The organism is Rhizobium sp. BK377 (assembly GCF_014193935.1).
Classification (GTDB): domain Bacteria; phylum Pseudomonadota; class Alphaproteobacteria; order Rhizobiales; family Rhizobiaceae; genus Rhizobium.
On the sequence record NZ_JACIAC010000003.1, the window covers coordinates 150,608 to 176,758 of the forward strand.

General features: G+C 59.2%; 25 protein-coding genes and 1 pseudogene. 15 read left to right on the forward strand and 11 right to left on the reverse strand.

Going from position 1 to position 26,151, the window contains the following annotated elements; genetic code table 11:
- The first annotated feature begins 1 nt into the window (after window position 1).
- Window positions 2-1,081: an ABC transporter ATP-binding protein gene (locus FHT92_RS15365; RefSeq protein WP_183826649.1), complete on the forward strand. Its 1,080-nt coding sequence runs from the start codon at window positions 2-4 to the stop codon at window positions 1,079-1,081.
- 100 nt (window positions 1,082-1,181) lie between these two features.
- Entirely contained in the window at window positions 1,182-1,724 is a 543-nt protein-coding gene (locus FHT92_RS15370; protein ID WP_183826652.1) for a transcriptional regulator, read from the forward strand.
- Window positions 1,725-1,727: 3 nt separating this feature from the next.
- Here the strand turns inward: FHT92_RS15370 and FHT92_RS15375 are convergent, their stop codons facing one another.
- Window positions 1,728-2,615: a LysR substrate-binding domain-containing protein gene (locus tag FHT92_RS15375; protein ID WP_183826654.1), complete on the reverse strand. Its 888-nt coding sequence runs from the start codon at window positions 2,613-2,615 to the stop codon at window positions 1,728-1,730.
- 273 nt (window positions 2,616-2,888) lie between these two features.
- On the opposite strand from FHT92_RS15375, the gene FHT92_RS15380 reads away from it, so the two are divergent.
- Window positions 2,889-3,884 (forward strand): aldo/keto reductase, encoded by a 996-nt coding sequence (locus FHT92_RS15380; RefSeq protein WP_183826657.1) that lies wholly within the window; start codon window positions 2,889-2,891, stop codon window positions 3,882-3,884.
- A gap of 7 nt (window positions 3,885-3,891) precedes the next feature.
- Here FHT92_RS15380 and FHT92_RS15385 read toward each other — a convergent pair whose 3' ends face one another.
- Complete coding sequence (locus FHT92_RS15385) at window positions 3,892-4,722, reverse strand: SDR family oxidoreductase (protein ID WP_183742676.1); 831 nt, start codon at window positions 4,720-4,722, stop codon at window positions 3,892-3,894.
- Between the two features lie 110 nt (window positions 4,723-4,832).
- Between FHT92_RS15385 and FHT92_RS15390 the strand changes: the two genes are divergently transcribed.
- Window positions 4,833-5,738 (forward strand): LysR family transcriptional regulator, encoded by a 906-nt coding sequence (locus tag FHT92_RS15390; protein ID WP_183826660.1) that lies wholly within the window; start codon window positions 4,833-4,835, stop codon window positions 5,736-5,738.
- Between the two features lie 11 nt (window positions 5,739-5,749).
- Here FHT92_RS15390 and FHT92_RS15395 read toward each other — a convergent pair whose 3' ends face one another.
- The gene (locus FHT92_RS15395) at window positions 5,750-6,682 is read right to left on the reverse strand and encodes an AraC family transcriptional regulator (RefSeq protein ID WP_183826663.1); all 933 of its coding nucleotides are present in this window, start codon (window positions 6,680-6,682) and stop codon (window positions 5,750-5,752) included.
- 120 nt (window positions 6,683-6,802) lie between these two features.
- Here FHT92_RS15395 and FHT92_RS15400 point away from each other — a divergent pair, with 120 nt between their 5' ends.
- Both FHT92_RS15400 and tehA read left to right on the forward strand, forming a co-directional pair.
- On the forward strand, window positions 6,803-7,141 hold the full coding sequence (locus FHT92_RS15400) for a carboxymuconolactone decarboxylase family protein (protein WP_183742670.1): 339 nt from the start codon (window positions 6,803-6,805) through the stop codon (window positions 7,139-7,141).
- Window positions 7,142-7,212: 71 nt separating this feature from the next.
- Complete coding sequence (gene tehA, locus FHT92_RS15405) at window positions 7,213-8,169, forward strand: dicarboxylate transporter/tellurite-resistance protein TehA (RefSeq protein WP_183826667.1); 957 nt, start codon at window positions 7,213-7,215, stop codon at window positions 8,167-8,169.
- A gap of 14 nt (window positions 8,170-8,183) precedes the next feature.
- Here the strand turns inward: tehA and FHT92_RS15410 are convergent, their stop codons facing one another.
- The 3 genes from FHT92_RS15410 to FHT92_RS15420 form a co-directional block, all read right to left on the reverse strand.
- The gene (locus FHT92_RS15410; protein WP_409527156.1) at window positions 8,184-9,029 is read right to left on the reverse strand and encodes an endonuclease/exonuclease/phosphatase family protein; all 846 of its coding nucleotides are present in this window, start codon (window positions 9,027-9,029) and stop codon (window positions 8,184-8,186) included.
- Between the two features lie 73 nt (window positions 9,030-9,102).
- A complete protein-coding gene (locus FHT92_RS15415; protein ID WP_183742666.1) occupies window positions 9,103-10,566 on the reverse strand; it encodes a phospholipase D-like domain-containing protein in 1,464 nt (487 codons plus the stop codon).
- Window positions 10,567-10,735: 169 nt separating this feature from the next.
- Window positions 10,736-11,035, reverse strand: a complete 300-nt coding sequence (locus FHT92_RS15420; protein ID WP_183742664.1) for a hypothetical protein — start codon at window positions 11,033-11,035, stop codon at window positions 10,736-10,738.
- A 273-nt stretch (window positions 11,036-11,308) separates the two neighbouring features.
- Between FHT92_RS15420 and FHT92_RS15425 the strand changes: the two genes are divergently transcribed.
- Window positions 11,309-12,130: a DUF1206 domain-containing protein gene (locus FHT92_RS15425; RefSeq protein ID WP_183743463.1), complete on the forward strand. Its 822-nt coding sequence runs from the start codon at window positions 11,309-11,311 to the stop codon at window positions 12,128-12,130.
- Between the two features lie 40 nt (window positions 12,131-12,170).
- Here FHT92_RS15425 and treZ read toward each other — a convergent pair whose 3' ends face one another.
- Complete coding sequence (gene treZ, locus FHT92_RS15430; RefSeq protein ID WP_183826670.1) at window positions 12,171-14,006, reverse strand: malto-oligosyltrehalose trehalohydrolase; 1,836 nt, start codon at window positions 14,004-14,006, stop codon at window positions 12,171-12,173.
- 121 nt (window positions 14,007-14,127) lie between these two features.
- Between treZ and FHT92_RS15435 the strand changes: the two genes are divergently transcribed.
- From FHT92_RS15435 to FHT92_RS15465, 7 genes and pseudogenes are all read left to right on the forward strand, one after another.
- The gene (locus FHT92_RS15435; protein WP_183826673.1) at window positions 14,128-14,769 is read left to right on the forward strand and encodes a UdgX family uracil-DNA binding protein; all 642 of its coding nucleotides are present in this window, start codon (window positions 14,128-14,130) and stop codon (window positions 14,767-14,769) included.
- A gap of 142 nt (window positions 14,770-14,911) precedes the next feature.
- The gene (locus FHT92_RS15440) at window positions 14,912-15,247 is read left to right on the forward strand and encodes a DUF2934 domain-containing protein (RefSeq protein WP_183742662.1); all 336 of its coding nucleotides are present in this window, start codon (window positions 14,912-14,914) and stop codon (window positions 15,245-15,247) included.
- 324 nt (window positions 15,248-15,571) lie between these two features.
- Complete coding sequence (locus FHT92_RS15445; protein ID WP_183826676.1) at window positions 15,572-15,739, forward strand: hypothetical protein; 168 nt, start codon at window positions 15,572-15,574, stop codon at window positions 15,737-15,739.
- A 158-nt stretch (window positions 15,740-15,897) separates the two neighbouring features.
- A complete protein-coding gene (locus FHT92_RS15450) occupies window positions 15,898-18,621 on the forward strand; it encodes a response regulator (RefSeq protein ID WP_183826679.1) in 2,724 nt (907 codons plus the stop codon).
- Window positions 18,622-18,874: 253 nt separating this feature from the next.
- Window positions 18,875-19,189: a plasmid stabilization protein gene (locus tag FHT92_RS15455; RefSeq protein ID WP_183826682.1), complete on the forward strand. Its 315-nt coding sequence runs from the start codon at window positions 18,875-18,877 to the stop codon at window positions 19,187-19,189.
- Window positions 19,190-19,215: 26 nt separating this feature from the next.
- Window positions 19,216-19,866: pseudogene (locus FHT92_RS15460) on the forward strand (glutathione S-transferase C-terminal domain-containing protein); the annotation flags it as partial.
- An 87-nt stretch (window positions 19,867-19,953) separates the two neighbouring features.
- Window positions 19,954-20,514 (forward strand): DJ-1/PfpI/YhbO family deglycase/protease, encoded by a 561-nt coding sequence (locus FHT92_RS15465; protein WP_183826688.1) that lies wholly within the window; start codon window positions 19,954-19,956, stop codon window positions 20,512-20,514.
- Window positions 20,515-20,554: 40 nt separating this feature from the next.
- On the opposite strand, the gene FHT92_RS15470 is transcribed toward FHT92_RS15465, so the two are convergent.
- From FHT92_RS15470 to FHT92_RS15485, 4 genes are all read right to left on the reverse strand, one after another.
- A complete protein-coding gene (locus tag FHT92_RS15470) occupies window positions 20,555-21,586 on the reverse strand; it encodes a DNA topoisomerase IB (RefSeq protein ID WP_183742649.1) in 1,032 nt (343 codons plus the stop codon).
- A gap of 17 nt (window positions 21,587-21,603) precedes the next feature.
- On the reverse strand, window positions 21,604-23,760 hold the full coding sequence (gene glgX, locus FHT92_RS15475; protein WP_183826691.1) for a glycogen debranching protein GlgX: 2,157 nt from the start codon (window positions 23,758-23,760) through the stop codon (window positions 21,604-21,606).
- A gap of 80 nt (window positions 23,761-23,840) precedes the next feature.
- On the reverse strand, window positions 23,841-24,635 hold the full coding sequence (locus tag FHT92_RS15480) for an SDR family NAD(P)-dependent oxidoreductase (RefSeq protein WP_183826694.1): 795 nt from the start codon (window positions 24,633-24,635) through the stop codon (window positions 23,841-23,843).
- A 632-nt stretch (window positions 24,636-25,267) separates the two neighbouring features.
- Window positions 25,268-25,756 (reverse strand): YbaN family protein, encoded by a 489-nt coding sequence (locus tag FHT92_RS15485; RefSeq protein ID WP_246735307.1) that lies wholly within the window; start codon window positions 25,754-25,756, stop codon window positions 25,268-25,270.
- 46 nt (window positions 25,757-25,802) lie between these two features.
- Here FHT92_RS15485 and FHT92_RS15490 point away from each other — a divergent pair, with 46 nt between their 5' ends.
- Complete coding sequence (locus FHT92_RS15490) at window positions 25,803-26,111, forward strand: hypothetical protein (protein WP_183826697.1); 309 nt, start codon at window positions 25,803-25,805, stop codon at window positions 26,109-26,111.
- The last annotated feature ends 40 nt before the right edge of the window (window positions 26,112-26,151 follow it).

The following is a 26,151-nucleotide window of genomic DNA, read 5'->3' on the forward strand; positions in this document are numbered from 1 at the left end:
AATGGCGGATACGGGCGTCGTGCTGACCGAAATTCGCAAGAGTTTCGGCAATCTGGAAGTCATCCATGGCATCGACCTGACCATATCGGAGGGGTCCTTCGTCGTCTTCGTCGGCCCGTCTGGATGCGGAAAATCGACGCTGCTGCGCATGATCGCGGGGTTGGAGGATGTCACCGACGGCGAGATCGAGATCAAGGGACGCAACGTCACCGATCTCGACCCTTCCGATCGCGGCATCGCCATGGTGTTCCAGTCTTACGCGCTCTATCCGCATATGAGCGTGCGCGACAATCTCGCCTTCGGCCTGAAGATGGCTAGAACGCAGGTCTCGGAGATCGAGGCCCGCGTCAAGGCAGCCTCGGCGATCCTGAAGATCGATCATTTGCTTGATCGCCGGCCGGGCCAGCTTTCTGGTGGCCAGCGGCAGCGCGTCGCGATCGGTCGCGCGATCGTCCGCAAGCCGGATGTCTTCCTCTTCGACGAACCGCTGTCTAACCTCGACGCGGAACTGCGCGTCTCGATGCGTATCGAAATCGCAAGACTTCACCGCGAGCTCGGCAATACGATGATCTATGTCACGCATGACCAAACCGAAGCCATGACACTCGCCGACAAGATCGTCGTACTTCGCGATGGATATATCGAACAGGCGGGAACACCGCGCGAGATCTACGAACGGCCGAACAATGTCTTCGTCGCGGGTTTCATCGGTTCGCCGCGCATGAATCTTCTTGAGGCAAGCTGGGCCGGCGACAGCAATATCATGGTGGCCGGCAAGCGGATCCGTTCGCCGATCGGCGGCGCCGGCTTGAGCGAAGGGCAGAAGATTACACTGGGCATGCGTCCGGAGCATCTGAGGGTTGCCGCCAACTCTCAAGATGAAACGCTAAGGGCCACGGTCGATTTTGACGAATACCTCGGCGGCACTCAGTTCCTCTATTGCCAGCTTGGCGACGGCCAGCCGCTGACTGTCGAATATCGGGGCTCCTCCGACATGGCGACCGGCAGCCAGCTTGCCTTCACCTGCGATCCTGCCCATCTGCATATCTTCAACGCCGATGGTGTCCGGCTCGACAAGTAAACTCGACCGATTGTAGGCTGCGGTCCGTTCTTCGGTCGGACGCTGCGGCACCGGCCGACCCCATTTCCCGCTGGAGGACAGCCCCGCCTGTCGCGTTGCATTGATCGTTTTCCTGGACTTCGAGGCCTCGTCCCTCAGCAAGAAAAGCGTTCCGATCGAAATTGCCTGGGTGTTCGAAGACGGTAGCTCACGCTCTATCTTGATCCGCCCCGCCGCCGACTGGGACGATTGGGCAGCCGATGCAGAAGCAATCCACGGGATCTCGCGGGAGTTGCTCGCATCGGAAGGCGTGCCGGTGAAGCAGGTCGCCAGCGAAATGATCGAGGTTTTGACCGGCCACGATCTCTATGCGAGCGCGCCGTCGTGGGATGGAAAATGGCTGAGCGTTCTCCTGCGCGCCGCAGGCTTTCCGCGCCATGCTCTCCGGCTCGGCAAGTCACGCGATGCCTTTATGGCTGCGGCGCGTGAATTGACAGGAGCGGCGATCACGGAGACAGAGTTATCGAAGCTCATCGACGGTATCGTCGAGGAAAGCAAGGCGGCAATCCCGGCGCATCGCGCATTGGCGGACGCCACGCTTGAGCTTAGCCGATGGAAGCTTGTCCGCGAGGCGGCCAAGAAGCGGATGGCGACAGGCGGGTAGAGGTCAGCGTTTGTGAAAGCTCTCCGTCACCCAGCGCGCAAAATCCGCAGCCGGGGGCGTAAGGCGATCGAAGCTGCGGGCGACCAGCCAGTAGGCGCCATTCGGAACAGCGAGGTCGAAGAGCTGGCGCAAGCGGCCGGCCTTGATTTCCTCTTCTGCAAAGGCTTCGTCCAGGAGTGCAACGCCCTGGCCGCGTAGCGCCGCCTGTAGAACGAGCCCGTCATCGGCATAGACGGGTCCTTTTGCCGTCTCGGGCATGATGCCGGCCGCCTCGAACCACCGGCTCCAGGCGTCGCGGGTCTCCTCATGCAAGAGCTCATAAGCAAAGATCTCATGCGGAGAAGAGATCGGTGGACCACGCGCCAGAAGATCGGAAGCGATTACCGGCACGGAGCGGACGTCGATCAGGTGCCGGCTTTCTGTCCGTGGCCATGCGGCGACGGTGGCGCTGTGCCTGATTGCAATCTGCGCCTGGCCGGTACGGAATTCGATCGTCCGCGGATCGGCATCGAGCAATATCTCCACGTCAGGATGACGTTTGCGGAATTCCGGCAGCCGCGGCACCAGCCAGCAAGCGGCAAAGGAAGGTTCGACACTGACTTTCAGATCCGCTGACATTGAAGCTCCGCGGATATCCTCCAGGGATTCATCGATCTGGTCGAAGGAAGGAGTGAGCACGGCAAGCAGTTGCCGGCCGCTTCCAGTCAGCAGAACACTTCGATGGCGCCGCTCGAAGAGCGGCTGGCCCAATAGCTGTTCCAGTTCGCGGATCTGTCGGCTGACGGCCGCCTGCGAGATGAACAGTTCCTCGGCTGCGAGCGTGAAGCTCTCGAGCCGCCCGGCAACCTCGAAACTGCGCAATGCCGTCAGCGGAAGCCGGCCGCGTTTCATCCCATAACCTCAAGTTATCCGAAGCCGACGATAAGCTCGTTTGAAGACTGGGCGCAAGAGGAGGAGAACACTTGCGAAAGGAGAAACGCCATGTGGAAGCAAATCATTACCGCCCTGATGGATGCGCTTCGCCTCGTCACCTACACATCTGATGACAGGAAAAACCGGCGCCGCTGGAACACCTGAACGCTCACGCAGTTTATCGGGATTCTCGCGCATTCATAATCCTGCACCGAAGCCTATATAGACCTCTCCCATTTGATAAGCAGGAGCATGATGATGCAGAAGCGCAAACTCGGCGGCCAGGGACTTGAAGTATCGGCCATCGGCCTCGGATGTATGGGCATGAGCCAGTCCTACGGGCCGGCTGATGAAACGGAATCCATCGCCACCCTTCACCGTGCCATCGAACTCGGCTGCACATTTCTCGATACAGCCGAGGTCTACGGCCCCTACAGGAATGAGGAATTGCTCGGCCGTGCGCTAAGAGGTCGCCGCAATGAGGTGACGTTGGCCACGAAATTCGGCTTTCGCCTGAAAGATGGCAAGCAGGTTGGCACCGAGCGTGACAGCCGGCCGGAAACCATTCGCAGCGCCGTCGAAGGCTCGCTCAAGCGCCTTGCCACCGACCACATTGACCTCATCTACCAGCACCGCGTCGATCCGGCTGTCCCGATGGAAGATGTCGCCGGTACCGTCGCCGAGCTCGTCCAGGAAGGCAAGGTTCGCTATTTCGGCCTCTCCGAAGCTGGTGTTGCCAATATCCGCCGCGCCCACGCCGTCTATCCCGTGTCGGCCGTGCAGAGCGAATATTCACTCTGGGAGCGCAATCTCGAAGCCGACGTCATCCCTGCTTTGAAGGAGCTCGGCATCGGCCTCGTGCCCTTCAGCCCACTCGGCCGCGGCTTCCTGACCGGGGAGGTCAAGCGTGCCGAAGACTATCCGGAAGGCGATTTCCGTCGCGGCGATCCGCGCTATCAGGGCGAAAATTACGATGCCAATGTCCGCGCAGCCGAGGCCGTCCGCTCGGTTGCATCCTCGCTCGGCGTCAAGCCGGGCCAGATCGCGCTCGCCTGGATCCTGCACAAGGGCAGCGACTTTGTGCCGATCCCCGGTACCAAGCGCCGCACCTACCTGGAAGACAATATCGCCGCGGCCGCCATTTCGCTCAATGCTGAGCAGATGAAGGCGCTCGATGTAGCGCTTGCCCCCGGCAAGGTTTCGGGCAAGCGCTACAACGACACGATCATGGCGACGATCGACCGCTGAGGGTGGCTCACGCGTCGATGTCGGTCGACAGCGTGATCTCCTTTTGCGCCTCCAGCTCGGCAAGCCGCTCGTTCAGAGCTTTGCGGATCGACTGATATGTCGTGCTGCCGAGCGCAAGTCTTTTGGGCGCCGGTTGTTTTTTGGCCGCCGCGATCATCGCGTCGGTCATCTTCACGGGGTCGCCCAGGATCTTGAACGAGCCGTCGGCAATGGCTCTGCGCACCTGGCCGGCCGGCGTTTCGTCATAGACTTCCATCTTCGGCGCCCTGACGAGGCCCTTGCCGAAATCGGTCCCCGCCGGCCCCGGCTCGGCAATGGTGATGTCGATGCCGAAGGGAGCAACTTCCTGCGCTACCGCCTCGATAAAACCTTCAATCCCCCATTTGGTGGCATGATATAGGCTGAAATTCGGATAGGCGATCTGGCCGCCTTCCGAAGCGACCTGCAGGATGCGACCACCGCCCTGCTGACGCAGATACGGCAAGGCCGCGCGGATCACCTGAATGGAGCCGATCAGGTTGGTATCGATCTGATGGCGGATCTGCGCATCGCTCACCTCTTCTGCTGCGCCAAACAGGCCGTATCCGGCATTGCTGACGACGACATCGATGCGCCCCATCTGCTCAAAGGCGGCGTCGACGACTGCATGAACGGCGCGGTCGTCGGTGACGTCGAGCGTCGTGACCCAGAGCCGGTCGCCATATTGCGCCTCGAGGTCAGCCAGAGCCTCCCGCTTGCGGAGAGTGGCGGCCACGCGATCGCCGCGCGCCAGCAATTTCTCGGTCATGATCCGGCCGAAACCGGAGGATGTGCCTGTGATGAACCATGTCTTTGTCATCGTCTCTACCTTTCTCACACCGCTGGATCGCGGCTTGATGACAGCAAAGATAGAGGTGATTATTGATGTGATAATCCATTCAAATCTGCATGAGTTGTTGAAAAATACCCATGAGTTATCGGCCGACACTTGATGACCTCAATGCCTTTGCGGCAATCGTCACCCACCGCAGCTTCCGCAAGGCGGCCGGCGAACTCGGCCTGTCGCCTTCGACACTGAGCCACATGATGCGCAATATGGAAGCGCGCATGGGCGTGCGCCTGCTGCATCGCACGACACGCAGCGTCGCAGCCACCGAAGCCGGCGAGATGCTTTTAGATAGGCTGAAACCGGTCCTGCGCGATCTCGATCTGGCGCTCGATGCCGTCGGCGAATTCGGCGGGCAGCCGAGCGGCACGCTGCGCATCAACGCCAGCGAAATTGCCGCCCGCGTATTGTTGAATGCCGCCATTCCTCTCTTTCTCGAGCGCTATCCGGAGATATCGCTCGATATCGTCACCGAAAACCGGCTGGTGGATATTGTCGGCGAGGGCTTCGACGCCGGCATCCGCCTGCGAGAATCCGTGCCGCTTGATATGATAGCGGTCGAATTCGGCGGCGAGGCACGTTTCCTTGCGATTGCCTCGTCAGCTTATTTGAAAGACCACAAGCAACCGAAAACGCCTGAAGACCTCAAGCGCCACCGCTGCATCCGCCTGCGTATGCCGAGTGGCAAACTCTACCGCTGGGAGTTCGAGAAACATGGCCAGGAAGTGACGATCGAGGTATCGGGCGCCCTGACGCTCGATCATGTAGACCTGATGGCGGAGGCGGCGGTCAAAGGACTTGGCATCGCCTATGTGCCGGAAAGGGTCGCCAGGCCCTACCTTGCCAGCGGCGATCTAATCTCCGTTCTCGACGACTGGTGCCCGTCGATCCCCGGACTCTGCCTTTATTATCCCGGTCACAGGCATGTGCCGCAAAGCCTCAGGGCCTTCATATCCGTGCTGACGGAAGTCGAGCGGCAAGGCGCTTAGGCCCCCACTCATCACCTCTGCCCATTCTGTCTCGCCTGTTCCGCAGCGCGAAAGCGCGATGGCGTCATGCCGCGTCTTGCTTTGAAAGCCTTGCCGAATGCCGCTTCGGATTCATAACCGACCTCTGCAGCGATATCTGCAACAGTCCGGCGGGTCCTAAGCAACTGGTCGCTCGCCAGCATCATTCTGATATCGGTCAGGAATGCGCCAACCGTCATTCCGGCGCGCTCGCGAAATTGCCGGGCATAGGTGGCACGCGACATTGCCGAACGACGGGCAAGATCATCGACCGTCCAGTCAAAGGCCGGCGAAGACATCATTGCCACAACGGATTTGCCGAGCCTGGCATCCCCAAGCAATTGCAGCAGCCCCCCGGATGCGACGGGCGAAACCTTGCCAGCCCTCACCGCCATGATGAAAAGCGAGAGACAGGTCGCGGTAATGATCGCCAATGCTCCCGGTTTCTCCTCAGCCGTTTCCCTGTAAAGCATGGCGACCAACGTCTTCAGCAGCTCCTCCGTTTCCTCGGCGAGCGACACGTGAAAGACATCAGGCAGGCTATCGAGCAGCAAGGCGGCCGATCCCGGGGCACAATCGAAATGGCCACAGAGCAGGTCGACATCGGCCTCGCCTTCACCGTTTTCGCGCAAGAGCAACATGCCACCCGTAGCGATGCGCAGAGGCTGTGCTTCGCCACGTGGCCGCAAGCCGACGATCGTATGCGCATCCCCGCGCGGCAGCAGCAAGAAATCGCCGGAGCGCAAGGTGATTTGACGACCGGAGCCGAGGCGAATGAGGCAATCGCCGCCGAGGATCAGATGAAACGGTAGCGTACCTGTTGCAGCGGGTTCGTGGTCGATATGAAATGCGCCCTGCAGCCGGCAGCGAATGTCGAGCGTCGGCTGCAGGCGGGCAAGTTCGATAAGGCGGCTTAGAATATCCATGAGACGATCGAGCTAGAAAATGACTTTTTTGAGCATTCAAACTATCGACCTTCAAAGTCATAGTCATTTCCAACAGCCGAGGCAATCACGCCATCGCTGATGTGAGAAGGAATGATTTTCATGTTGGATTGGAAGGAATATCGCGGCGAACTCCTGGGTCGGATCGGCGAAATCGCCAAGATCGTGCCAGAGACGATCAAAGGCTATCAAACCCTTTCGACCGCCGGACAGAAGACCAATCATCTCGACCCCAAGCAGCGTGAACTGATCGCGCTTGCCGTGGCCGTCACCGTCCGCTGCGATGGCTGTATCGCCGTACATACGACCGAAGCCCAGAAGGTCGGCGCTACCAAGGAGGAAATTGCAGAAGCCCTCGGTGTCGCGATCTCGGTAAATGCCGGTGCTGCTCTTGTCTATTCGGCGCGCGTGATGGACGCCGCCGACGCCGTTGCAAAATAGAACATCCAACCTGAACCGCTTGCCGCACCGGCAGGATAAATGATCCTGCCGGACCAATTCGGAGAACCGAAATGTCGCTCCCACGCATACCCGCTGCATTCTTTGGCATTGTTCTTGGTGTTGTCGGGCTCGGCAACAGCTGGCGCGCCGCCGCTGCCATCTGGCCGGTTCCGGCCGGCGTGGGCGAAACCATCAGCCTTCTTGGCTTTGTGACCTGGCTCGTCCTCATCCTCCTCTATGCCGCGAAATGCTTTGTCGCGCCGAAGGAGATGATGGCGGAACTTCAGCATCCCATCCAGTGCTGCTTCGTCGGACTGATCGGCGTCGCGACCATGCTGGCCGGACTTGCAATCCTTCCCTATTCGCGTATCACAACTGAAGTCTTGGCTCTGGCGGGGTTCGCTATCACCCTGCTTTTCCTGCTTTGGCGAACCGGTCTGCTCTGGCGTGGCGGGCGTGATCCGGTCACCAACACGCCGGTTCTTTATCTGCCGACTGTTGCCGGTTCTTTCGTCACCGCCATCGCGGCAGGCACGCTTGGTTATGCCGACTGGGGTCAGCTCGCCTTCGGCGCCGGTTTCTTTTCATGGCTGGCAATCGAATCCGTATTGTTGCACCGGCTGCTAATGGCGCCGGAGCTAGCCGCACCGCTGAGGCCGACTCTGGGCATCCAACTTGCCCCGCCCGCCGTTGGCAGCGCCGCTTATCTGAGTGTGACGACCGGCACGCCCGATATGTTCGTGCATGCCATGTTCGGCTACGCCATCCTCCAGGTCCTGATCATCGGCCGCCAGCTGCCCTGGATCATGCAACAACCCTTCGCCGGCTCCTATTGGGCTTTCACCTTCGGCCTTACTGCGCTTTCCACGACAGCACTGCGCATGACGGCGCGCGGCGACACCGGCGCGATCAGCGAGCTTGCGCCTGTTATCTTCGTGCTCGTCAACATCGCGCTTGCGATTATTGCAGTTGGCACGCTCTGGCTGCTGGTGAGAGGCAAGCTCCTTCCTGCTCCTGTCCGGGCCTGAAAGCCCACAGGGCGCTAAACACTTGCCACTTCCTGCTGTAGATCGACCACCGCCTTGATCGGCAGGTGGTCGGACGCCATGCGCGCGAGCGGGGTGTCATGCACCTCCACGGAAGAGATGATCCCTTTCCGGTTGGCAATGATGCGGTCGAGCGCCAGGACCGGCAAACCGGCAGGAAAGCTCGGAACGGCGGGCGGCAGCGGGCCGAAGGCCATCTGGAAAGTATTGAGGGACGAGCGGTCGCCGAGCCTCCATTCGTTGAGATCGCCTAGCAGGATGGTCGGCATTTCGTGACGGTCGCTGATGAGATCGACCAGCGTCTTTGCCTGTTGCGCCCGAGAATGGCGCAGCAGGCCGAAATGGGCGGCGATGATGCGCAGCTTCCCACCAGCTTCGAGCTCAATTTCCGCAACCAGGGCGCCACGCGGCTCCAGCCCCGGCAGCTTCACCTGGTGCACATCATGCACCAGGCCCTTTCGGACGAGCACCACATTGCCGTGCCAGCCATGTGCTTTTACCGCTCCCGAGATCGGAACAGGCACAAGGCCGGTTTCGCGTTCCAGCCTCGGCAGATCAAGGATGCCGGTGCGCTCGCCGAAGCGCGTATCGGCCTCCTGCAGGGCGATCACATCTGCGTCGATCTCGTGGATAACGCGGCTGGTACGCTCGGGATCGAAACGCCGGTCGGTGCCGACGCATTTGTGGACATTGTAGGAAGCAATCAGCGTGCCCTCGCCCCGCGGCGCCGGCCCGGCGCTCCAGGTCTCGACGCGTTTCCTTCTGTTTTTGATGGAAGCGAGGATATTGGCGGGGAGACTATCTTTCTTCTTGGCTTGCATCGGAAGGAACGTCGGCTCCATTGCTCGAAAGCTCTTTTTCTTGCATTATAGGCAGCGCAGCAAAACTTGCCATGCTGCAATCACGAAATCCCGCTCAAAGATAGGGCGAACCCAGCCACAACACCTTTTCGAGAAGCCGCACCAGGAAGGGCCGCGACCAAAGCCCTTCAAGCGTAACCGGCGTTGCGGATTTGATGGCATCGTCGACGCGCTCGTCGATCTCAGCAGCAAAGCCGGCATTCAGCACTTCGAGATCGACCTCGAAATTCAGGCGCAACGAGCGCGGGTCGAGATTGGAAGAGCCGACATAGGCCCAGGTTCCGTCGATAGAGAGCAGCTTGGAATGGCTGAAGCTGCCGGTCGAACGCCAGATGCGGCAGTAGTTCTTTACGATCTGGTCGAATTGCGCCGTCATCGCCCGGTCGACCAGGACGAGATTATTGGCGGCAGGCACGACGATATCAACCTCCACCCCGCGCCGGGCCGCCGTCGTCAGTGCACTAATCAGCTCCCGATCCGGCAAAAAGTAAGGTGACATGATCCGGATCGACTGGCGCGCGATGGAAAATGCGCCCATCAGCATCTTGTGGTTGGTCTCCACACTCCGATCAGGTCCGGAAGCGACGACACGCAGGAAGACTGGATCGCCACGCCTGCGCTCCAGTCGATCGATGCGCCAGGCCTCGCCGTTCAGGACCTCGCCTGTCGTGAAGCGCCAGTCCTCGGCAGCGACGTCGAAGAGATCGGCAACCGCCGGGCCGCTGATGATGAAATGCGTGTCATGGGCAAAACTCCCACCGACCGCTTCCTCGCTGAAGCCTTCGCGGATATTCATGCCGCCCGTCAAGGCAGTTTTTCCATCCGCAATCAGGATCTTGCGGTGGGTCCGCAGGTTGGCATAGGGCAGCCTCAGGCCCATGATGACGTTGCCGTTGAAGACATTGACCGTCACCCCGCCGTCCTGCAGATAGCCGAGAATGCTCGGCACCGAATAGCGCGCCCCGACTGCATCGATCAATACGCGTACCGCGACACCGCGCTTGACGGCCGCAATCAGTGCGTCGGCGATGCGAAGGCCGATCCTGTCGCGGTCGAAGATATAGGTTTCGAGCAGGATACTGCGCTCGGCACCGTCGATCGCCGTCTTCATCGCCGCATAGGCTTCGTCGCCATTTTCCAGCATATCGATGGAGTTGCCCGTCGTCAGCGGGTAACGCGTGACGCGATCGCCGAGCGTTTGCAAGGCGGCAAAACGCCGGCCGAATTGGCTGATGACGGCATCGGTTTCGGCGTCGAATTTTTCGAGCTCGTGCAGATCGGCGGCAGGCAGCAACACGTCGCGGCGAAGGCTGAGCGACTTGCGGCGGATGCGATTGATGCCGGCGATCATGTAAAGCAGCGCGCCAATGATCGGCGAGAGGATGATGACGCCCACCCAGCCGGTCGCGGCGCGGACCTCTTCCTTAGTCATGGTGGCATGGATCGCCGCCGCTGCCCCCATGGCAATGGAGATGACGAAGAGGATATGCGGCCAGTAGGTCGACAGCAGTTGAAACATCGCGTCCAGAAAGTGTGAGTGCCCTGCATCAATGCACGAAACCGGCTAAGTAGCGGTATTATCGCACCGATCCAGCGATGTGACGCAAAAATATCCAGGGAGTGCGATTTTCCATAGCTATTTGTGAAGGTCGATTTTTGCCGCCCTATCTGCGTCGGCCCTCGCACCGTCAGTGCTGTGCGGCGGCCGACCCCTCGCTGCCAAACTCCTGCTCACGACAGGTATAAGCGTACATGAACTGAATTCCGAATTCGAGCAGAAGCTCCGCCGTCTCAAGCTCGCATTTGGAAAGATCGTTCCCGCAGCCGCGGATCGTACAGGCAATCGCCTTCGAGTCTCGAGCAAACCGCTCGTCGCCGCCGTTTTCTGCTTCTTCCGCGAAAGCCTCGAGGGCTTCTACGACGACATCGGCCATATTGGTGCGTTCCTGCAACGTCATGTCTGCGAGCGACCTTGATAAAGTCTGCATGATTTTACCTCTTCTTTCGCGCGCATACAAAACACAGCGTTAAGCTGTCGGCCGCGGCGATGGAGTGGAAGACAAGGGAATAGATTTACGCGCTTATATGCAGCTCTCGGGCGACCGGCGCAATCACCGAGCTCTGCCAATTGGTCAAAGCAGCATAGAGTTATCTGCAGAGTATCGAAAACAGCGGAAGGGTTTTCAGGTTCGATAGCCGGCCCAAACTTTTCGTGTGCTGGCGCGTTAGCTTTCCCAGTCGGAGGATCCACTATGAACACGATGCCACAGGGATTTCGTTTCGACCTGCTTGCCAAGAGCGGCTATACCGCGCGCGGCATCGTCTTTCTTCTTGTCGCAGGCCTTGCCCTGTTCTCGGGCGTGTCGGGCGGCCGACCGGAGACGAAGTCGGCGCTGTCAACCCTGCTGCAGCAGCCGTTCGGCCGCGTCTGGGTCGGCCTGATCGGCCTGGGCCTGCTAGGGTTCGTCGTCTGGAGGCTTGCTCAGTCGCTTGCAGACAGCGATGGACGTGGCTCTGGAGCAAAGGCGCTGGTGATCAGGATCGCATGGTTTGGCAGTGCTGCGACATATCTCAGCCTCGCGGCCTTTGCTATTGGACACGCCCTGATTTTTGCAGGCGGAAGCGACGAGGCTGGCGAAAAGGATCTCGCCGAATGGATCATGTCGAAGCCGTTTGGATCCTATCTGGCCATTACCGTCGGCGCAGGTTTCATCATCGGCGGCGGGATCACCGCGGCCAAGGGACTGACGAAGAAATTCGAACGATACCTGCGGATCCCGAACAACAGCGGCGTCATCACTGCGATATGCATCTACGGGCTGGTTGCACGCGGCCTCGTCTTTGCAATCACCGGCATTTTATTTGCCTATGCAGGCTTGCGCGTGGATCCGGCTCAAGCCGGCAGCATGGCAGATGCGCTGCAGTGGCTGCGGCAGCTGCCCTTCGGGTCGGTCCTTTACGTTGCCGTCGCTATCGGTCTTGCAGCATTCGGGTTCTACAACCTAATCGAAGCGCGTTATCGCATCGTTCGGGAACCATCTCTGAACGACGTCAAGCGCGCATTGCCGACGCGCGGTCTTTAATTCGCGGCCTGGCTTCGCCTGCCAAGCAGACCAACTCGATTTAAAGTTCCATCTGCCCGCTGAACTCAATCGCGAAAATGACCGAATGCGGCGGCAACTCTACGTTTTCCGAGGCCTTTGCTTCCTTGCCGTAGCGCTCATAGATCACGGTCCCGGCGACCGGTGGCAGGATCAGCGGCTGTTCGGAGAGATTGGCGCGCAGCGCCAGTGTCCGGTGCGCAAACTTCCACCAGACGGCAACACCTCCTTCAGGTGCTTCCACCACGCCGCTTTCGATGGCCCAGCTCTCCCGCAGCAAGGGCACGATATGGGTCTTGCGTAATTTCAAGAGCTCCGCGACGAAAACCAGACTCTTTCGCCCGCCTTCGCTCTCCCGCCATTGCCAGTCGAGCTTTGAATGTTCAAAGGTTGAAAGCGCATTCGGATCGGGCAGATCGGCCGCGGTCTTGCCGGCCTTCAATCCGCCGAAACCCTCGGCTTCCGCCATGCGACCCTCGCGAACTATTTTGGCAAGCTCGCCGGTATAATCGGTGAAGAAATAGAAGGGCCGCCTCTCCCCATACTCCTCTCCCATGAAGAGAAAAGGAATGTGCGGTGAGAGCAGGAGTATCGCTGTCAAAGCATCCAGCATGTCGGGATCGGAAAGGCTCACCAGCCGTTCGCCGAAGGCGCGGTTCCCGATCTGGTCGTGGTTCTGCAGGAAATCGACGAAGGCGGTCGGCGGCAGATAGCAACGCTCGCCGACGGGTAGTGCGGGCGGATCGGTTCGGTCAGGATAGATGAAGCCGTGCTGAAGTGCCAGGCGAAGCTTATGCCAGAGCTGATCGGCGAAAGGTTTATAATGACCGACGGTTTCCCCTGTCGCGACGATATGCGCCACATGATGGAAATCATCGTTCCATTCGGCCTCGTAGGCGTTGACAGCGCCATTTTCGTCACGGACCAGCAGTTCTACGAGATTGCGCTGGTCTTCGACGACCAGATGCACCTGTCTGTCGGCGAAGGCGGTTTTCACCTCCTCGGCCAAGGCCGAAAGCACATGCTTTTCGGAGGTGTCATGGATTTGCTCCACGGCATCGAGCCTGAGCCCGTCCAGCTGGAACTCATCGATCCAGTAGAGCGCATTCTCGATGAAGAAGCGCCGCACCGGTTCCCGCCCGAAATCGATTGCCGCTCCCCAGGGCGTTTGCCGGTCTTTACGGAAGAAGCCCGGCGCATAGCCGTGGAGATAATTGCCCTCAGGGCCAAAGTGATTGTAGACGACGTCGAGCAGCACCATGATGCCGAGGCCATGCGCCGTATCAATGAAGGCCTTGAAATCGGCTGGCGTGCCATAAGCGGAGTGCGGCGCATAGTGGAGCACTCCGTCGTAACCCCAGCCGCGATTGCCGGCAAATTGCGCAACCGGCATCACTTCAATGGCCGTGATACCAGTTTCGGCGAGATGCTTGAGCTTCTGTGCCGCGGCGCGGAATGTACCCTCGGGCGTGAAGGCGCCGATATGGATTTCGCTGATGACGGCTTCTTCCCAGGGGCGGCCGCGCCAGCGCGAATTCTGCCATGGATAGCGCGGATCGACGATCAGCGACGGGCCGTGCACGTTGCCGGCCTGCGCGCGCGACGCCGGGTCCGGCACGGCTTTTCCATCCGGGAGGACGAACATGTACGCATCGCCGGCGGACGCTTCCGCCACCGTCAACTGGAACCAACCGCCGCCGGCATCGTGCATCGGAATATCCCGGCCGCGATGCCGCAACCAGATCGCGTTTTGACCCTGCGTCCAGAGGCGAAAACGCGCACCTCCGCCCCCAAGCAGCTCTGCGCCCCAGCGTCCCGTGCTTTCCGTATTCGTGCCGGTCTTTGAAATTTGGTTCATCCCGCAAGCCCTGTGTGATTTCCGATCAGCATCAAAGTCCCGAGGCTGCGGGTTGTTCCGAACGGACAGGAACAATCCGCGGCGCGATCGGTTGAGAGTGAAAGCCAAGGGTCTACCGCCAATGAACGTCGCACCGAAATTCGGTCCTGCCTTCACGCTTGAAAGCGCCGACGCCGCCGGCCTTGATCAGCTTAGACATCAGGCGGAAGGCTGCACGCGCTGCGAACTTTACAAAAACGCCACCCAGCTCGTCTTCGGCGAGGGATCGCAGAGAGCTGCGATCATGCTCGTCGGCGAACAACCCGGCGACAAGGAGGATATTGCCGGACGCCCTTTCGTAGGCCCGGCCGGACGTCTGCTGGACACCTGTCTCGAAGAAGCCGTGCTCGACCGCTCGCGCTGTTACGTCACCAATGCGGTCAAGCATTTTAAATTCGAGCCTCGCGGCAAGCGTCGCCTGCATTCGAAACCCAATGCAGGGGAGATCCAGCGTTGCGCCTGGTGGCTCGGGGCCGAGATCAAACTGGTGCGGCCGAATCTGGTTGTCGCACTCGGCGCGACAGCACTGTACTCTCTCCTCGGCTCGAAGGTGAAATTGACGCCGGAGCGCGGCCACATTCTTACGCCCGGCAACCACCCGCCGGTCCTCGTGACCATCCACCCCTCCTTCCTTCTGCGGATTCGCGACGAAGAGGATGTCGCGCGCCAGCGTGCAAATTTCATCGCGGACCTGCACCGCGCTGTCCAATATCAAGGCAACTAGAACGAGTTGTTGCCTATAAATACTGCAACGCAAAAATATTCCGGATTTACTTGGCAAATCCCCTTGAAACCGGACCCATTGTCTGGAACCTTTCCAACAGTATCGCGTTCGGACGACGGCATGTTGTGACTGGAGATCAGCGATGGCAGAAACTCGGGACGAGTGGATAAAAAAACGTGCATATGCCCTCTGGGAAGAAGAGGGACACCCAACGGGACGGGATTCGATCCATTGGGAGCAAGCACGGGTTGAGCATGACGCACTCAAGGGGGCTTCAAAATCCTCAAACGGTAAGGAAGTGAAACCTCGGGCGAAGCGAACAGCGGCGGCCAAGACGGGGGCACCCGCAGCAGCGGCTGAGGTTACGAATGGCGGTGAAGCCAAGAAATCTGCCAAACGGGCGGCGACAAACACAAAGGCTAGCGGCATCGTCAACCCGGCCCCGAAGCGCGCAGCCGTACGCAAGTCGGCTTCCTGACAGAGCAATATTCAAATTTAACGAAAGGGGCGCCTTCACGGCGCCCTGATGCGGTTTTGTCATAAGTTTGAATTAGTTGCGTGATAGGAGGATTATGGAGCGACAGCTTCTGCGCGGGGGTGAACACAAGCCGAATGAAACGTCCGTCCGGACAGCTTTGTAAAAAGCTGCGTCCACCCCTCGAAACGGGGAACAAGATTATCTTTCAGCTGTTTATGGGCAAACAGGGGAAGTCGCCGTGAACCGCCATTTCGCTTATGCCCTCGTTACCCCAGTTCCCGCGGCTTTCGGCCCGGTTTTTTTGGCACTGGTGTGAGGATGGAGATGTCGCTTCTTCTAATCGCCGCTTTGCTCTATATCGGTTTCGCACTGGGGCTTATCCTTCTGGTTGATAATATAGTCGGCGTATTTTTTCGCGATGCACGCAAACCGATCCAGCTTCGTTCCTTTGCCTTGAGCCTCATCACCTCGCAGAAACTGGACGAAGAATAACAAATATAAACAGCCTTTCTGCGAGTAATCGGACACTTTTCCCGGTTAACGATATTTGCAGCTCGCCCTTTCCCTCCTGCCCGACGCCTCTATTTTGTCGACGGTGGACCGGCAGACCCGGCTCGGGTGATGCCACAGTAAGATTGAAAGCGATTTTGATGGCACGGGTTGGGGGCCGCTGGCCGGAAGGCGATAGCGAAATCGGGAACTTGCTGCGCCAGAACGGCTTGGAGGCGACCGGCATCGGGCCAGTCGAAGCATGGCCGAGTTCACTGCGGCATATTGTGGAGATGGTCGTCAATTCGCGTCAGCCGAAATTCGTCGCCTGGGGTCCCGAACTCGCCTTCATCTATAACGACGCCTATGTCGCGATCTTCCCCGAACGACATCCGGCCGCCCTCGGAAAACCGTTTCAGCAGGTCTGGTCAGATATCTGGCCGCAGTTCGAGCCGATCGTGAAGGCGACGCTCAACGGTCGGTCGCAGCTCTACAAGGAACTGCGCGTTCCCATGTGGCGCGAGGGGCAGACGGAAGATACCTGGTTCACCTTTTCCTACACACCGCTGCGGGACGACGACGGCAAGGTCGCCGGCATCCTCTGCGCGACAATGGAAGTGACGGACCAGGTGCTCGCCAAGCGACGGGAGCGCATCGCACTGGATGAGGCGCGGGAAAAATCAGCAACACTGGCTCTCGTCAACCAGGCCGGCTCGGCGATTACCGCCGAGCTCAATGTCGATCGCCTGACGCAGATCGCCGTCGATGCCGGCGTAGCGTTGACGGGCGCTGAATTCGGCGCCTTTTTCTACAATGTCGACGACGGCGAAGGCGGCAGCTACATGCTTTACGCGCTGTCGGGCGTCGATCGGAAACATTTCGAGAGGTTTCCGATGCCGCGTAATACCAAGGTCTTTGAGCCGACTTTCAGCGGCGAAGGCGTCGTGCGCTCCGACGATATCTTGCTTGATCCGCGCTACGGCCAGAATGCGCCGCATTCCGGGATGCCGAGCGGCCACCTTCCCGTGCGCAGCTATCTCGCCGTGCCGGTCAAGTCGCGCGACGGCGGCGTCATCGGCGGGCTGTTCTTCGGTCATAGCCAGCCCGCTCGCTTTTCGGATGCGGCAGAGGCAAGCCTCGTCAGCTTGGCTGGCCAGGCTGCCGTCGCAATCGACAATGCCCGGCTCATCCGCGCCGCAGAGATCGAAATCGCCCAGCGCCGCGAGGCCGAGGACCAGCTCCGCAAGCTGAACGAAACGCTTGAGATCCGTGTCGCTGCCGAAATTCTCGAACGACAGCAGGCGGAGGCAGCTCTCCAGCAAGCGCAGAAGATGGAATCGATCGGCAAGCTCACCGGCGGCGTCGCACATGATTTCAATAACCTGCTGCAGGTGATTTCAGGCAATCTTCAATTGCTCGGCAAGGATGTGATGAACAACGGCCGGGCCAAAGAACGCATTTCCAACGCACTCTTAGCCGTCGAGCGCGGATCGCGGCTCGCCAGTCAGCTTCTCGCCTTCGGCCGCCGCCAGCCTTTGGAGCCGAAGGTAATCAATATCGGACGCCTTGTCTCTGCCATGGATGACATGCTGCGCCGCGCGCTTGGTGAGGAAATCGAGGTAGAGACCATGGTTTCCGGCGGCCTTTGGAACAGCTTTGCCGATCCTGCCCAAATTGAAAACGCGCTGCTGAACCTTGCGATCAATTCACGCGATGCAATGGATGGCGCAGGCAAACTGACGATCGAAGTGGGCAATGCCTTTCTCGATGATTCCTATAGCCGCACGCATCCGGGGGTCGCAGCCGGCCAATATGTGGTTCTTGCCGTCACCGACACCGGCTCTGGCATGCCGCCCGAGATCGTCGAGCAGGCTTTCGAGCCGTTTTTCTCCACCAAACCGGAGGGCAAGGGCACCGGCCTCGGCCTTTCCATGGTCTACGGTTTCGCCAAGCAGTCCGGTGGCCATGTGAAGATCTATAGCGAGACCGGCGACGGCACCACAGTGAAACTTTATCTTCCCCGCTCCTTCCAGAGCGAGGACAGAATAGCCACTGGGGACAATGTCCCCGCAACCGGCGGCACCGAGACGATATTGGTCGCTGAAGATGATGAAGGTGTGCGTGCAACGGTCGTGGAGATGCTGACCGACCTTGGCTATTACGTGCTGAAAGCCAAGGACGCCCAGAGCGCGTTGACCGTGATCGAGAGCGGCGCGCATATCGACCTGCTTTTTACCGACGTGGTCATGCCCGGTCCGCTAAAAAGCCCGGAGCTAGCGCGGATGGCCCGCGAGCGCTTGCCGAATATCGCAGTGCTTTACACGTCAGGCTATACCGAAAACTCTATCGTCCATGGCGGCCGGCTCGACCCCGGCCTGGAGCTCCTTTCCAAGCCGTATACACGGGAGGCTCTGGCGCGGAAAGTCCGCCACGTCCTCGTCAATCAGGCTCAACGCCGCCAGACCAATCCGGTGCCATTGCCGGCCAACGGACAGCCGCGTGACATTGTCCAGCCCAGGCTGAAGCTTCTCCTGGTGGAAGACGATACCTTCATCCGCATGGATACTGCCGAAATCCTGCGAGATCTCGGGTATGACGTAATCGAAGCCGACAGCGGCGAACAGGGCATCGAAGTCTTGCGCGGCACAGATACGGATATCGATATTATCGTTGCCGATGTCGGCCTTCCCGGCATGTCCGGCCCGGCCTTCGCAGCGCTGGCGCGCGAAGCTTTCCCTTCGGTCGGCCTTATCTTTGCGACCGGTAACAGCAACCTTCCGGAGGCGAGCCGTTTTTCCGGTTCGGTGCTGCTGCCGAAGCCGTTTACGACCGCAGCACTCGAGCGCGCGGTAAAGGTTGCCGCGCAACAGCGCCCCATCGCCTAGACCCGGACCGCCCGGGCGCCGTCAAATTCCGCATATTTTTGAAACAGGACCTCGCGATTTGCGCAGCTGTCATCGCGAGCCCTCAGGCCGATCGACAGAGTGTCGCCGACATCGAGCCGGCCAGGCGGTGATAGCGAAGCCGCGCAAATACAGCTTCGCTCCTGGTTTCGATCTCTTCGCCGCAGAACGGCAACGGGCCGGAACTTTTATGAAAGCCGGCAGTTGAATTTCATTCTAACCAGAGGAGGCAGTCATGCCGAAAGGTGACAAATCTTCTTACACAGACAAGCAAAAGAGGAAGGCCGAGCATATCGAGGAAGGCTATGAGGATCGCGGCGTTTCTCAGGGCGAAGCCGAGCGCCGCGCCTGGGCAACCGTCAACAAGGAAAGTGGCGGCGGTAATAAATCCGGTTCGGGCCGCGGCAAGAAGGATACACACGAATCCTCCGAAAAGGGCGGCCGCATCGGTGGACAGGCTTCTGCATCCCGTTCGAAGGAAGAGCGCTCAGCATCAGCCAAGAAGGCCGCTGCTACGCGCAAGCGTAACGAGCAACACGCCCACCACTAATAGCTCTACTATCAGGGCAGAGCGGGAGGATCGACATCACCCGCCAGTCGGGCCGCGGACGCGGCACCGGCGCGATGCTTGCCATCATGGAGAGCAACAACGAGACCCAAATACCCTTTGCGCCACCTTTCCTGAAAGATGGCGATCTCATTATCTCGCATGTGGCCAATATCCTCCTCTATCTTGGCCCCAAGCTCGGGCTTGCGCCTGACGACGAGGGGCTGCGTTATGTCGTCAACGGCCTGCAACTCACCATCACCGATTTCGTAGCCGAGGTGCATGACACACACCATCCGATCGCAACATCGCTCTATTATGAAGATCAGAAAGAAGAAGCGAAGGCTCGTTCGGCCGCCTTCATCAAGGAGCGTGTGCCGAAATTCCTCGGCTACTTTGAACGGGTGCTGAAACAGAACCCGAGAGGTCCGGGCTGTATCGTCGGTGACACGCTCACTTATGCCGATTTGTCGCTATTCCAGATCATCGAGGGTCTCATTTATGCCTTCCCGAAAGCCATGAGCAACTATCACCGCAAATACCCTCTGCTCGCTGCTTTGCATGACAGCGTCGAGCAGCGCCCCAATATCGCCCGCTATCTGAAATCCGACCGCCGGCTGGCCTTCAACACGGAGGGAGTTTTCCGTCACTATCCGGAACTCGACACGGACGTTTCCTGAGCTCTTTCTTCAATTTTCCGGGAACGATCAGGTGCGCTATCAGTTTTGCTTTTGATCCCGAATTCGAAACGAAGGAAAGGAGAAGCAATGCCTTCCATCAAATCTGCAAAAATCCTGATCCTGGCCACGGACGGCTACGAGCGCTCCGAACTGCGTGTGCCCTTCGACGAATTGCAGAAACGCGGCGCGTCCGTGAAGATCGCTTCTATCAAGGAAGGTGAGATCAAGAGCTGGGACGAGACCGATTGGGGCGATAGCGTTCCTGTCGATCTGCAGGCCAAGGATGTAAAAATCGAAGATTTTGACGCGCTGGTGCTGCCGGGCGGCCAAATCAATCCTGACAAGCTGCGTATAGACGACAGTGCTGTAAGAGTCGTCCGCGAATTCGTCAAATCCGGCAAGGTCGTTGCCGCCATCTGTCATGCGCCCTGGCTGCTGATTGAGGTTGATGCCCTTCGTGGCCGCCAAGCAACCTCCTATTGGTCGATCAAGACCGATGTAAAGAATGCCGGAGCGACATGGAAAGACGAGAAAGTCGTTACCGACAAGGGCATCATCACTTCCCGCTCACCAGACGATCTTGAAGCGTTCGTCAACAAGATCGTCGAAGAGGTCGAGGAAGGCCGCCACGAGAAGCGCGCCGCCTGACGCTTACGCTCCTGTTAAACTTGATGCCCGCGGCGTCAGATCACAGCCGCGGGTTCTTTTCGTCATCCGGCGACGAGTGGCACTCTAAAAAATTCAGCATGCGATTTTCGTCTGCCCGAAGCCCGCGCAAGGGCTCGATATTGCTTTCTTCCAGCGTCTCGTCGGAACCTGACAGTGCGATAATTGACGGATGGATATAGCTGGAGCGCGAAATCGCGGGCGTGTTATGCAGCGCCTCTGCCGCAGCCTCCGACATTTCCTTCACGCTCGGCCGTCGTCCCTCTGATTTGGCTTTGCGTGCCGCGGCGAAAGCGGCAAGCGAGCCTGCCCAGGTGCGGAAGGTCTTGGCCGAAATGGCGACGCCCGAAATCTCGGCGAGATAGGCATTCAGCCGACCGGAATCGATTGGCTTCAGCGCGCCGGTCTCATCCTTCCAGACGAAGAGCTGCCGGCCCGGCAGGTCCGCGATCTCCTCCAGAATTTTCTGCAGGCGCGGGTGTTTGAGACTGCGCTGTACGCGCTTGCCGCCTTTGGCGCGGAACTTCAGCTCGATGCGGCCATCGACGATCTTCAGATGGCGCTTGAGAAGCGTCGTCGCGCCATAGGTATCGTTTTCTTTGACGTAGGCCTGGTTGCCGACACGCAGATGCGCTTCGTCAAGCAGGGTCGTCAGCGCCGCGAGTACGCCGTTGATATCATCGGCACCGGTGTCGAGATGATGCAGGACCGTTCGCCGGATCTTCGGCAGCGCCCGGCCAAACTCTATGAGCTGATGGAACTTGCCGGCGCTTCGGAAAGACTGCCAATCCTTATGGTAGCGATATTGTTTGCGTCCGCGCGCGTCATAGCCCGTCGCCTGCAAATGGCCATTCTCGTAGATGCAGATCCAGACATTCTCATAGGCCGGCGGCAAGCCGAGCGCCTGTATGCGCGCCCGCTGGGATTCGTCGGTCAGTTTAGTACCATCCGGGAGCTGATAGCTAAAACCCTTGCCTTTCCTTCGCCTGCGGATACCCGGTTCGGTGTCGCTGACATAAACAAGGCCAAGCTCAGTGATGACTTCTGCATTCATTGCCGGTTATCGACCCATCACCTACCCCACCGGCCGAAGTGGAACCATCTGCGTCGTTCCGCCTTGGTTGCGTCTTCTGGCGGTTTGGTTTGTCCCCTCGGTGCAAAGACTGCGATGCTTTGGGCATAAACCATGACGGGGCTCTCCTGCTCATGGAGCTTGAAAGCGTCGTCCTCGGCGCCTGTGTCAAGCACACGCGCCCATTTCTTCAGCCCATTGACCTCCGGCAGATGCACCTCGCAGTCTCCACCGGCATTGAAGACTAGGTAAAGATCGTCCATCTCCTCGGTGTCGGGAGAATGCGCACTTTTCGACAGATAGACGCCAAGCACTTGAAGTGCGTCATCATTCCAGGCACCATCGTCCATGAAACTGGCGTCCGGCTTGTACCAGGCGATCTCGATACGGCCGTCCTCGGTACTGTCGCCGGTCAGAAAGCGCTCTTGCCTGAGCACCAGATGCGCCTTGCGGAAGGCGGCTATCTTGCGGCAGAAATCGAGAAAGGGATCATCGAGGCCGTCCCACTTCGTCCAGCCGATCTCATTGTCCTGACAGTAGGCGTTATTGTTGCCGCCCTGGCTGTTGCCGACCTCGTCGCCAGCAAGGATCATCGGCACGCCTTGGGAGAGCATCAATGTTGCCATCATGTTGCGGCGTCGGCGCGCGCGCAGCCTGTTGATGTCCTCGTTATCGGTCGCGCCTTCGGCACCCATATTGTCGGAATGATTGTCCGAATGACCGTCCCTGTTATCTTCGCCGTTTGCCTCATTGTGCTTGTCGTTGAAAGAAACGGTGTCCATGAGCGTGAAGCCGTCATGAGCCGACAGGAGATTGATCGATGACGTCGCACCCCGATCCGAGTGGTTGAACTGCAGCGCCGAGCCGGTAATGCGCTGCGCGAGTTCCGACACCATGCCGCCGTCTCCCTTCCAGAAGCGGCGTACATCGTCCCGAAACTTGTCGTTCCATTCGCGGAAGGGATGCGGAAAGCCGCCGACCTGATAGCCACCGGCACCGACATCCCAGGGCTCGGCGATCAGCTTGACGCCGGCAAGGATCGGGTCCTGACGGATGGCGCCAAAAAACAGGCCCTGCCGGTCGAACTCCAAATCCTGACGTCCAAGGGTGCTAGCAAGATCGAAGCGGAAACCATCGATATGCATCACGCCCACCCAGTAGCGCAGACTATCCAGTACCATGCGCATGACCATGGGATGAGCGACGTTCAGCGTGTTTCCGGTGCCAGTCGTATCGAAGGTATGGCGCGGATCGTCGGGCGAAAGGATGTAGTAACTTGCATTGTCGAGGCCGCGGAAAGACATTGTCGGGCCTTTCTCACTACCCTCGGCCGTGTGGTTATAGACGACGTCCATGATGACTTCTATGCCGGCCGCATGGAACTTCTTCACCATGGTCTTGATCTCGGTGATCTTGTCGCCCGAGAGATAACGGGCCTGCGGCGCGAAGAAGCCGAGCGTCTGATAGCCCCAATAATTCGTCAGCTTCTTCTCTTCGAGATAGCGGTCGTTGGGGAAGAACTGGATCGGCAGCAGTTCGATTGCGGATATGCCGAGTTTGACGAGATGATCGATGATCGGATCGCTGCACATGCCAAGGAAAGTGCCTCGCAGTCTCTCGGGCACTTTGGGATGCAACATTGTCAGTCCACGAACGTGCGCCTCATAGATGATCGTCTCCGGCCATGGCCGGCGTATTGCCTCTTCACCCGCCCAGTCGAAATCCGGATCCTGAACGACGCCTTTGACCATATAAGGCGCGCTGTCGCGCTCATCGAAGGAAAGGTCGTCCTTACCAATCGTATAGCCGTAGAGGGCGTCGTCCCATTTGAGGTCGCCAAGGATCTGCTTGGCATAGGGATCAAGCAGCAGTTTGTTCGGGTTGAAGCGATGGCCGTTCTTCGGATCGTAAGGGCCATGGGCGCGATAGCCATAGACCGTGCCCGGCCCGATGCCGGCAATATAGCCCGACCAGATATCGCCTTCTCGCTTCGGCAATGGCAGCCGGGCGATTTCGCTTTTACCGTCGGGAGAAAAAAGACAGAGCTCAATCTGCTCGGCATGGGCGGAAAAAACCGCGAAATGCGTGCCTGAACCGGTATATTCCGCCCCCAGCTCCGGTTTCAGGAAGTCGAGTTCGGAAAAGGAAAAGCTCATGACGCCCCCGCTTGATGAATGGCAAGCGGGAAACGTCATTGCGGTGCGAAAGTTCCGTAAACGACGATCTTTCCGGCCCGTCAGGGCATCAGTTGACCGCCGTTTACCTCGATGATCTGACCGGTGATGTAGCCGGAGAGCGTCGGGGAGGCGAGGAAAAGATAAGCGCCGACACAGTCTTCCGACGTCCCGACGAAGCCCATCGGAATGGACTTGCGCTGCAATTCCATCTGCTCGTCATTCGTATAGCGCTCGTGGAAGGGTGTCGCGATGACCCCAGGCGCAACTGCATTGACGCGGATCTTGTCGGCGACGAATTCCTTGGCGTGGCCATGAGTGATCGTCGAGACGAAGCCCTTGGAGGCAGCATAGAGAATTGCGCCATTGCCGCCGCCGTTGCGCGCTGCAATCGAGGTCGTATTGATGATGAAACCGCCCTGCTTCTTCAGCCAGGGATGGGCAGCGCGTGTTGCTGCGAGCACCGAACGGGCATTGAGGTTCATGACCTTCTCATAATGCTCGTCGGTATATTCTGCGGTCGGCTTACGGCCGAGCATGCCGCCGGCATTGTTAATGAGGCCGTCGAGATGGCCGAAGGTCTTCGCCGTCTCTTCGACGATGCGTTCCGTCTCCCCCTCCCGCGATACGTCACCATGCACCAGATGCACCGTGCCGCCGGCTGCCCTGATCTCATCGGCAAGCTTTTCGGCGGATTCGCGGCTGGAATTATAGTGCACGCCGACCTTGACGCCCTGCGCAGCGAGAGCGCGTGCGACGGCCGCACCGATGCCCGTCGAAGCGCCAGTAATCAGCACCGCCTTGCTGGCAAGGTCGGGAATTTTTATGGATGCAAGCGATTGTGCAAGATCTGCCATGACGACGATAGCCTCCCAAAAACCAAGGACATAGGTGATGAAACGATATGGGCCAGTTTTAGCAGGCGAGATCGCAGAAGGGCAATGCACGAAAAAGCGAGATAGGGCGCCGGCGGAGCGGGTGCTGCCGCGGACCAACGGCCCGCAAGGCCCTCAGGGCAAGGGACAGCGCACTTTGAGGGAAGGCAGGCCAAGCCTGAGATGGCCGCTTTTCCTGCCCCTTGCCCTCAGCGTTCCCGTTTGATTAGATGCTTACATCCGTGTCGCGCTGTCAGGCTTGGCGTCCCCTGCTTTCCCGCGATGCAGGCAGTGTCGTCCTTTCCCAATGCCATTCAACATTCCCGGGCACGAAACCGAGCTTGAGGTTCCTGCGACCAATAATTCGGCGACTTCCGGTGTTCGGCGCCAAGTGGTCGATATCCGTTAGAAAGGCGTCAAAACTGTCGCGCCAGCGTGGATCGATGTGGAGGTCGGACGCAAGCATGCGTCGATACTGTTCCCGAAGGAACTTGTGCTTATGGGTTTTTGGCATGGCGCTCAGATGGGAATGCTGGGAGGTGGGAGCAATAGTGAGCGGGCCGTATAATTTGAGTTTGCGCCCGTTGTAAAGTGGTTCTTGTCGGCAACGCAGATCATTCGTTGTTTTCATCCTGCTGGTCGCGCCTGGCCGACCCCGGCCGCGAAGCGACGTAAACAGCGCAAGCCAGGATCAGTGCGCCGACAATGATCGCAAGGGAAACCGACGGTTCCGATGTAAAGAGAAATATCGCGTATCCAGCGGTCATCCCGATAAAGGCTAAACTCTTGGATCTTCGAGAAATCGCTCCGTTCTCGCGCCAGTCGCGCAACGATCCGCCAAATCGACTGTTCATCAAATAGGCCTCCAGGCGCACGGACGATCGGCAGAAGAACCACGCGGCCAGGATAAGGAAGATCGTCGTCGGCATGAGCGGGAGGATGGCGCCGATAATTCCAAAACCGGTCATGAGCAGACCGAGACAAATGTAGACCGCCCGTTGAAACGACCTGTGCGGCGGGCCTGGCATAGAACTCAATTCACACGCTCCTTTCAGGTCGTCAGCCTCACGATGCCTCGCAACGAAAAAATCGAAATCTTCCATTGCCTCACATCCCGAAGCCTCGACGCCATATTTCACCACCCCGCCTATGGAAACCAGAATATTTCGCGTCATCGGTCACGCAGGCGGCAAGCTCGCGCGCATGTGGCTGGAGTATCGTTACATCTGGAAAGCGCTGTCGCAGCGGAGCGATGAAGCGGGTTTCAAGCTCAACCAGCGTGAGGTTTCGCGCCGGCAGGCCGCGCTTCAGAGCGTGTCCGTGAAGACTCCCGTGCCGGGGCCGAGTTCCAATACCTTGCCTGTGGAAGGTTCAATTTCGCTGGTCATCAGTCGCGCCAGCCGCCCTCCCGAGGGTACGATCGCGCCGATTTCCTGGGCTCGGCGAGAAGTGTACTAAAGAAGGCGGCCAGTGGCGGCTGTTGCATGCGGGTCTCCAG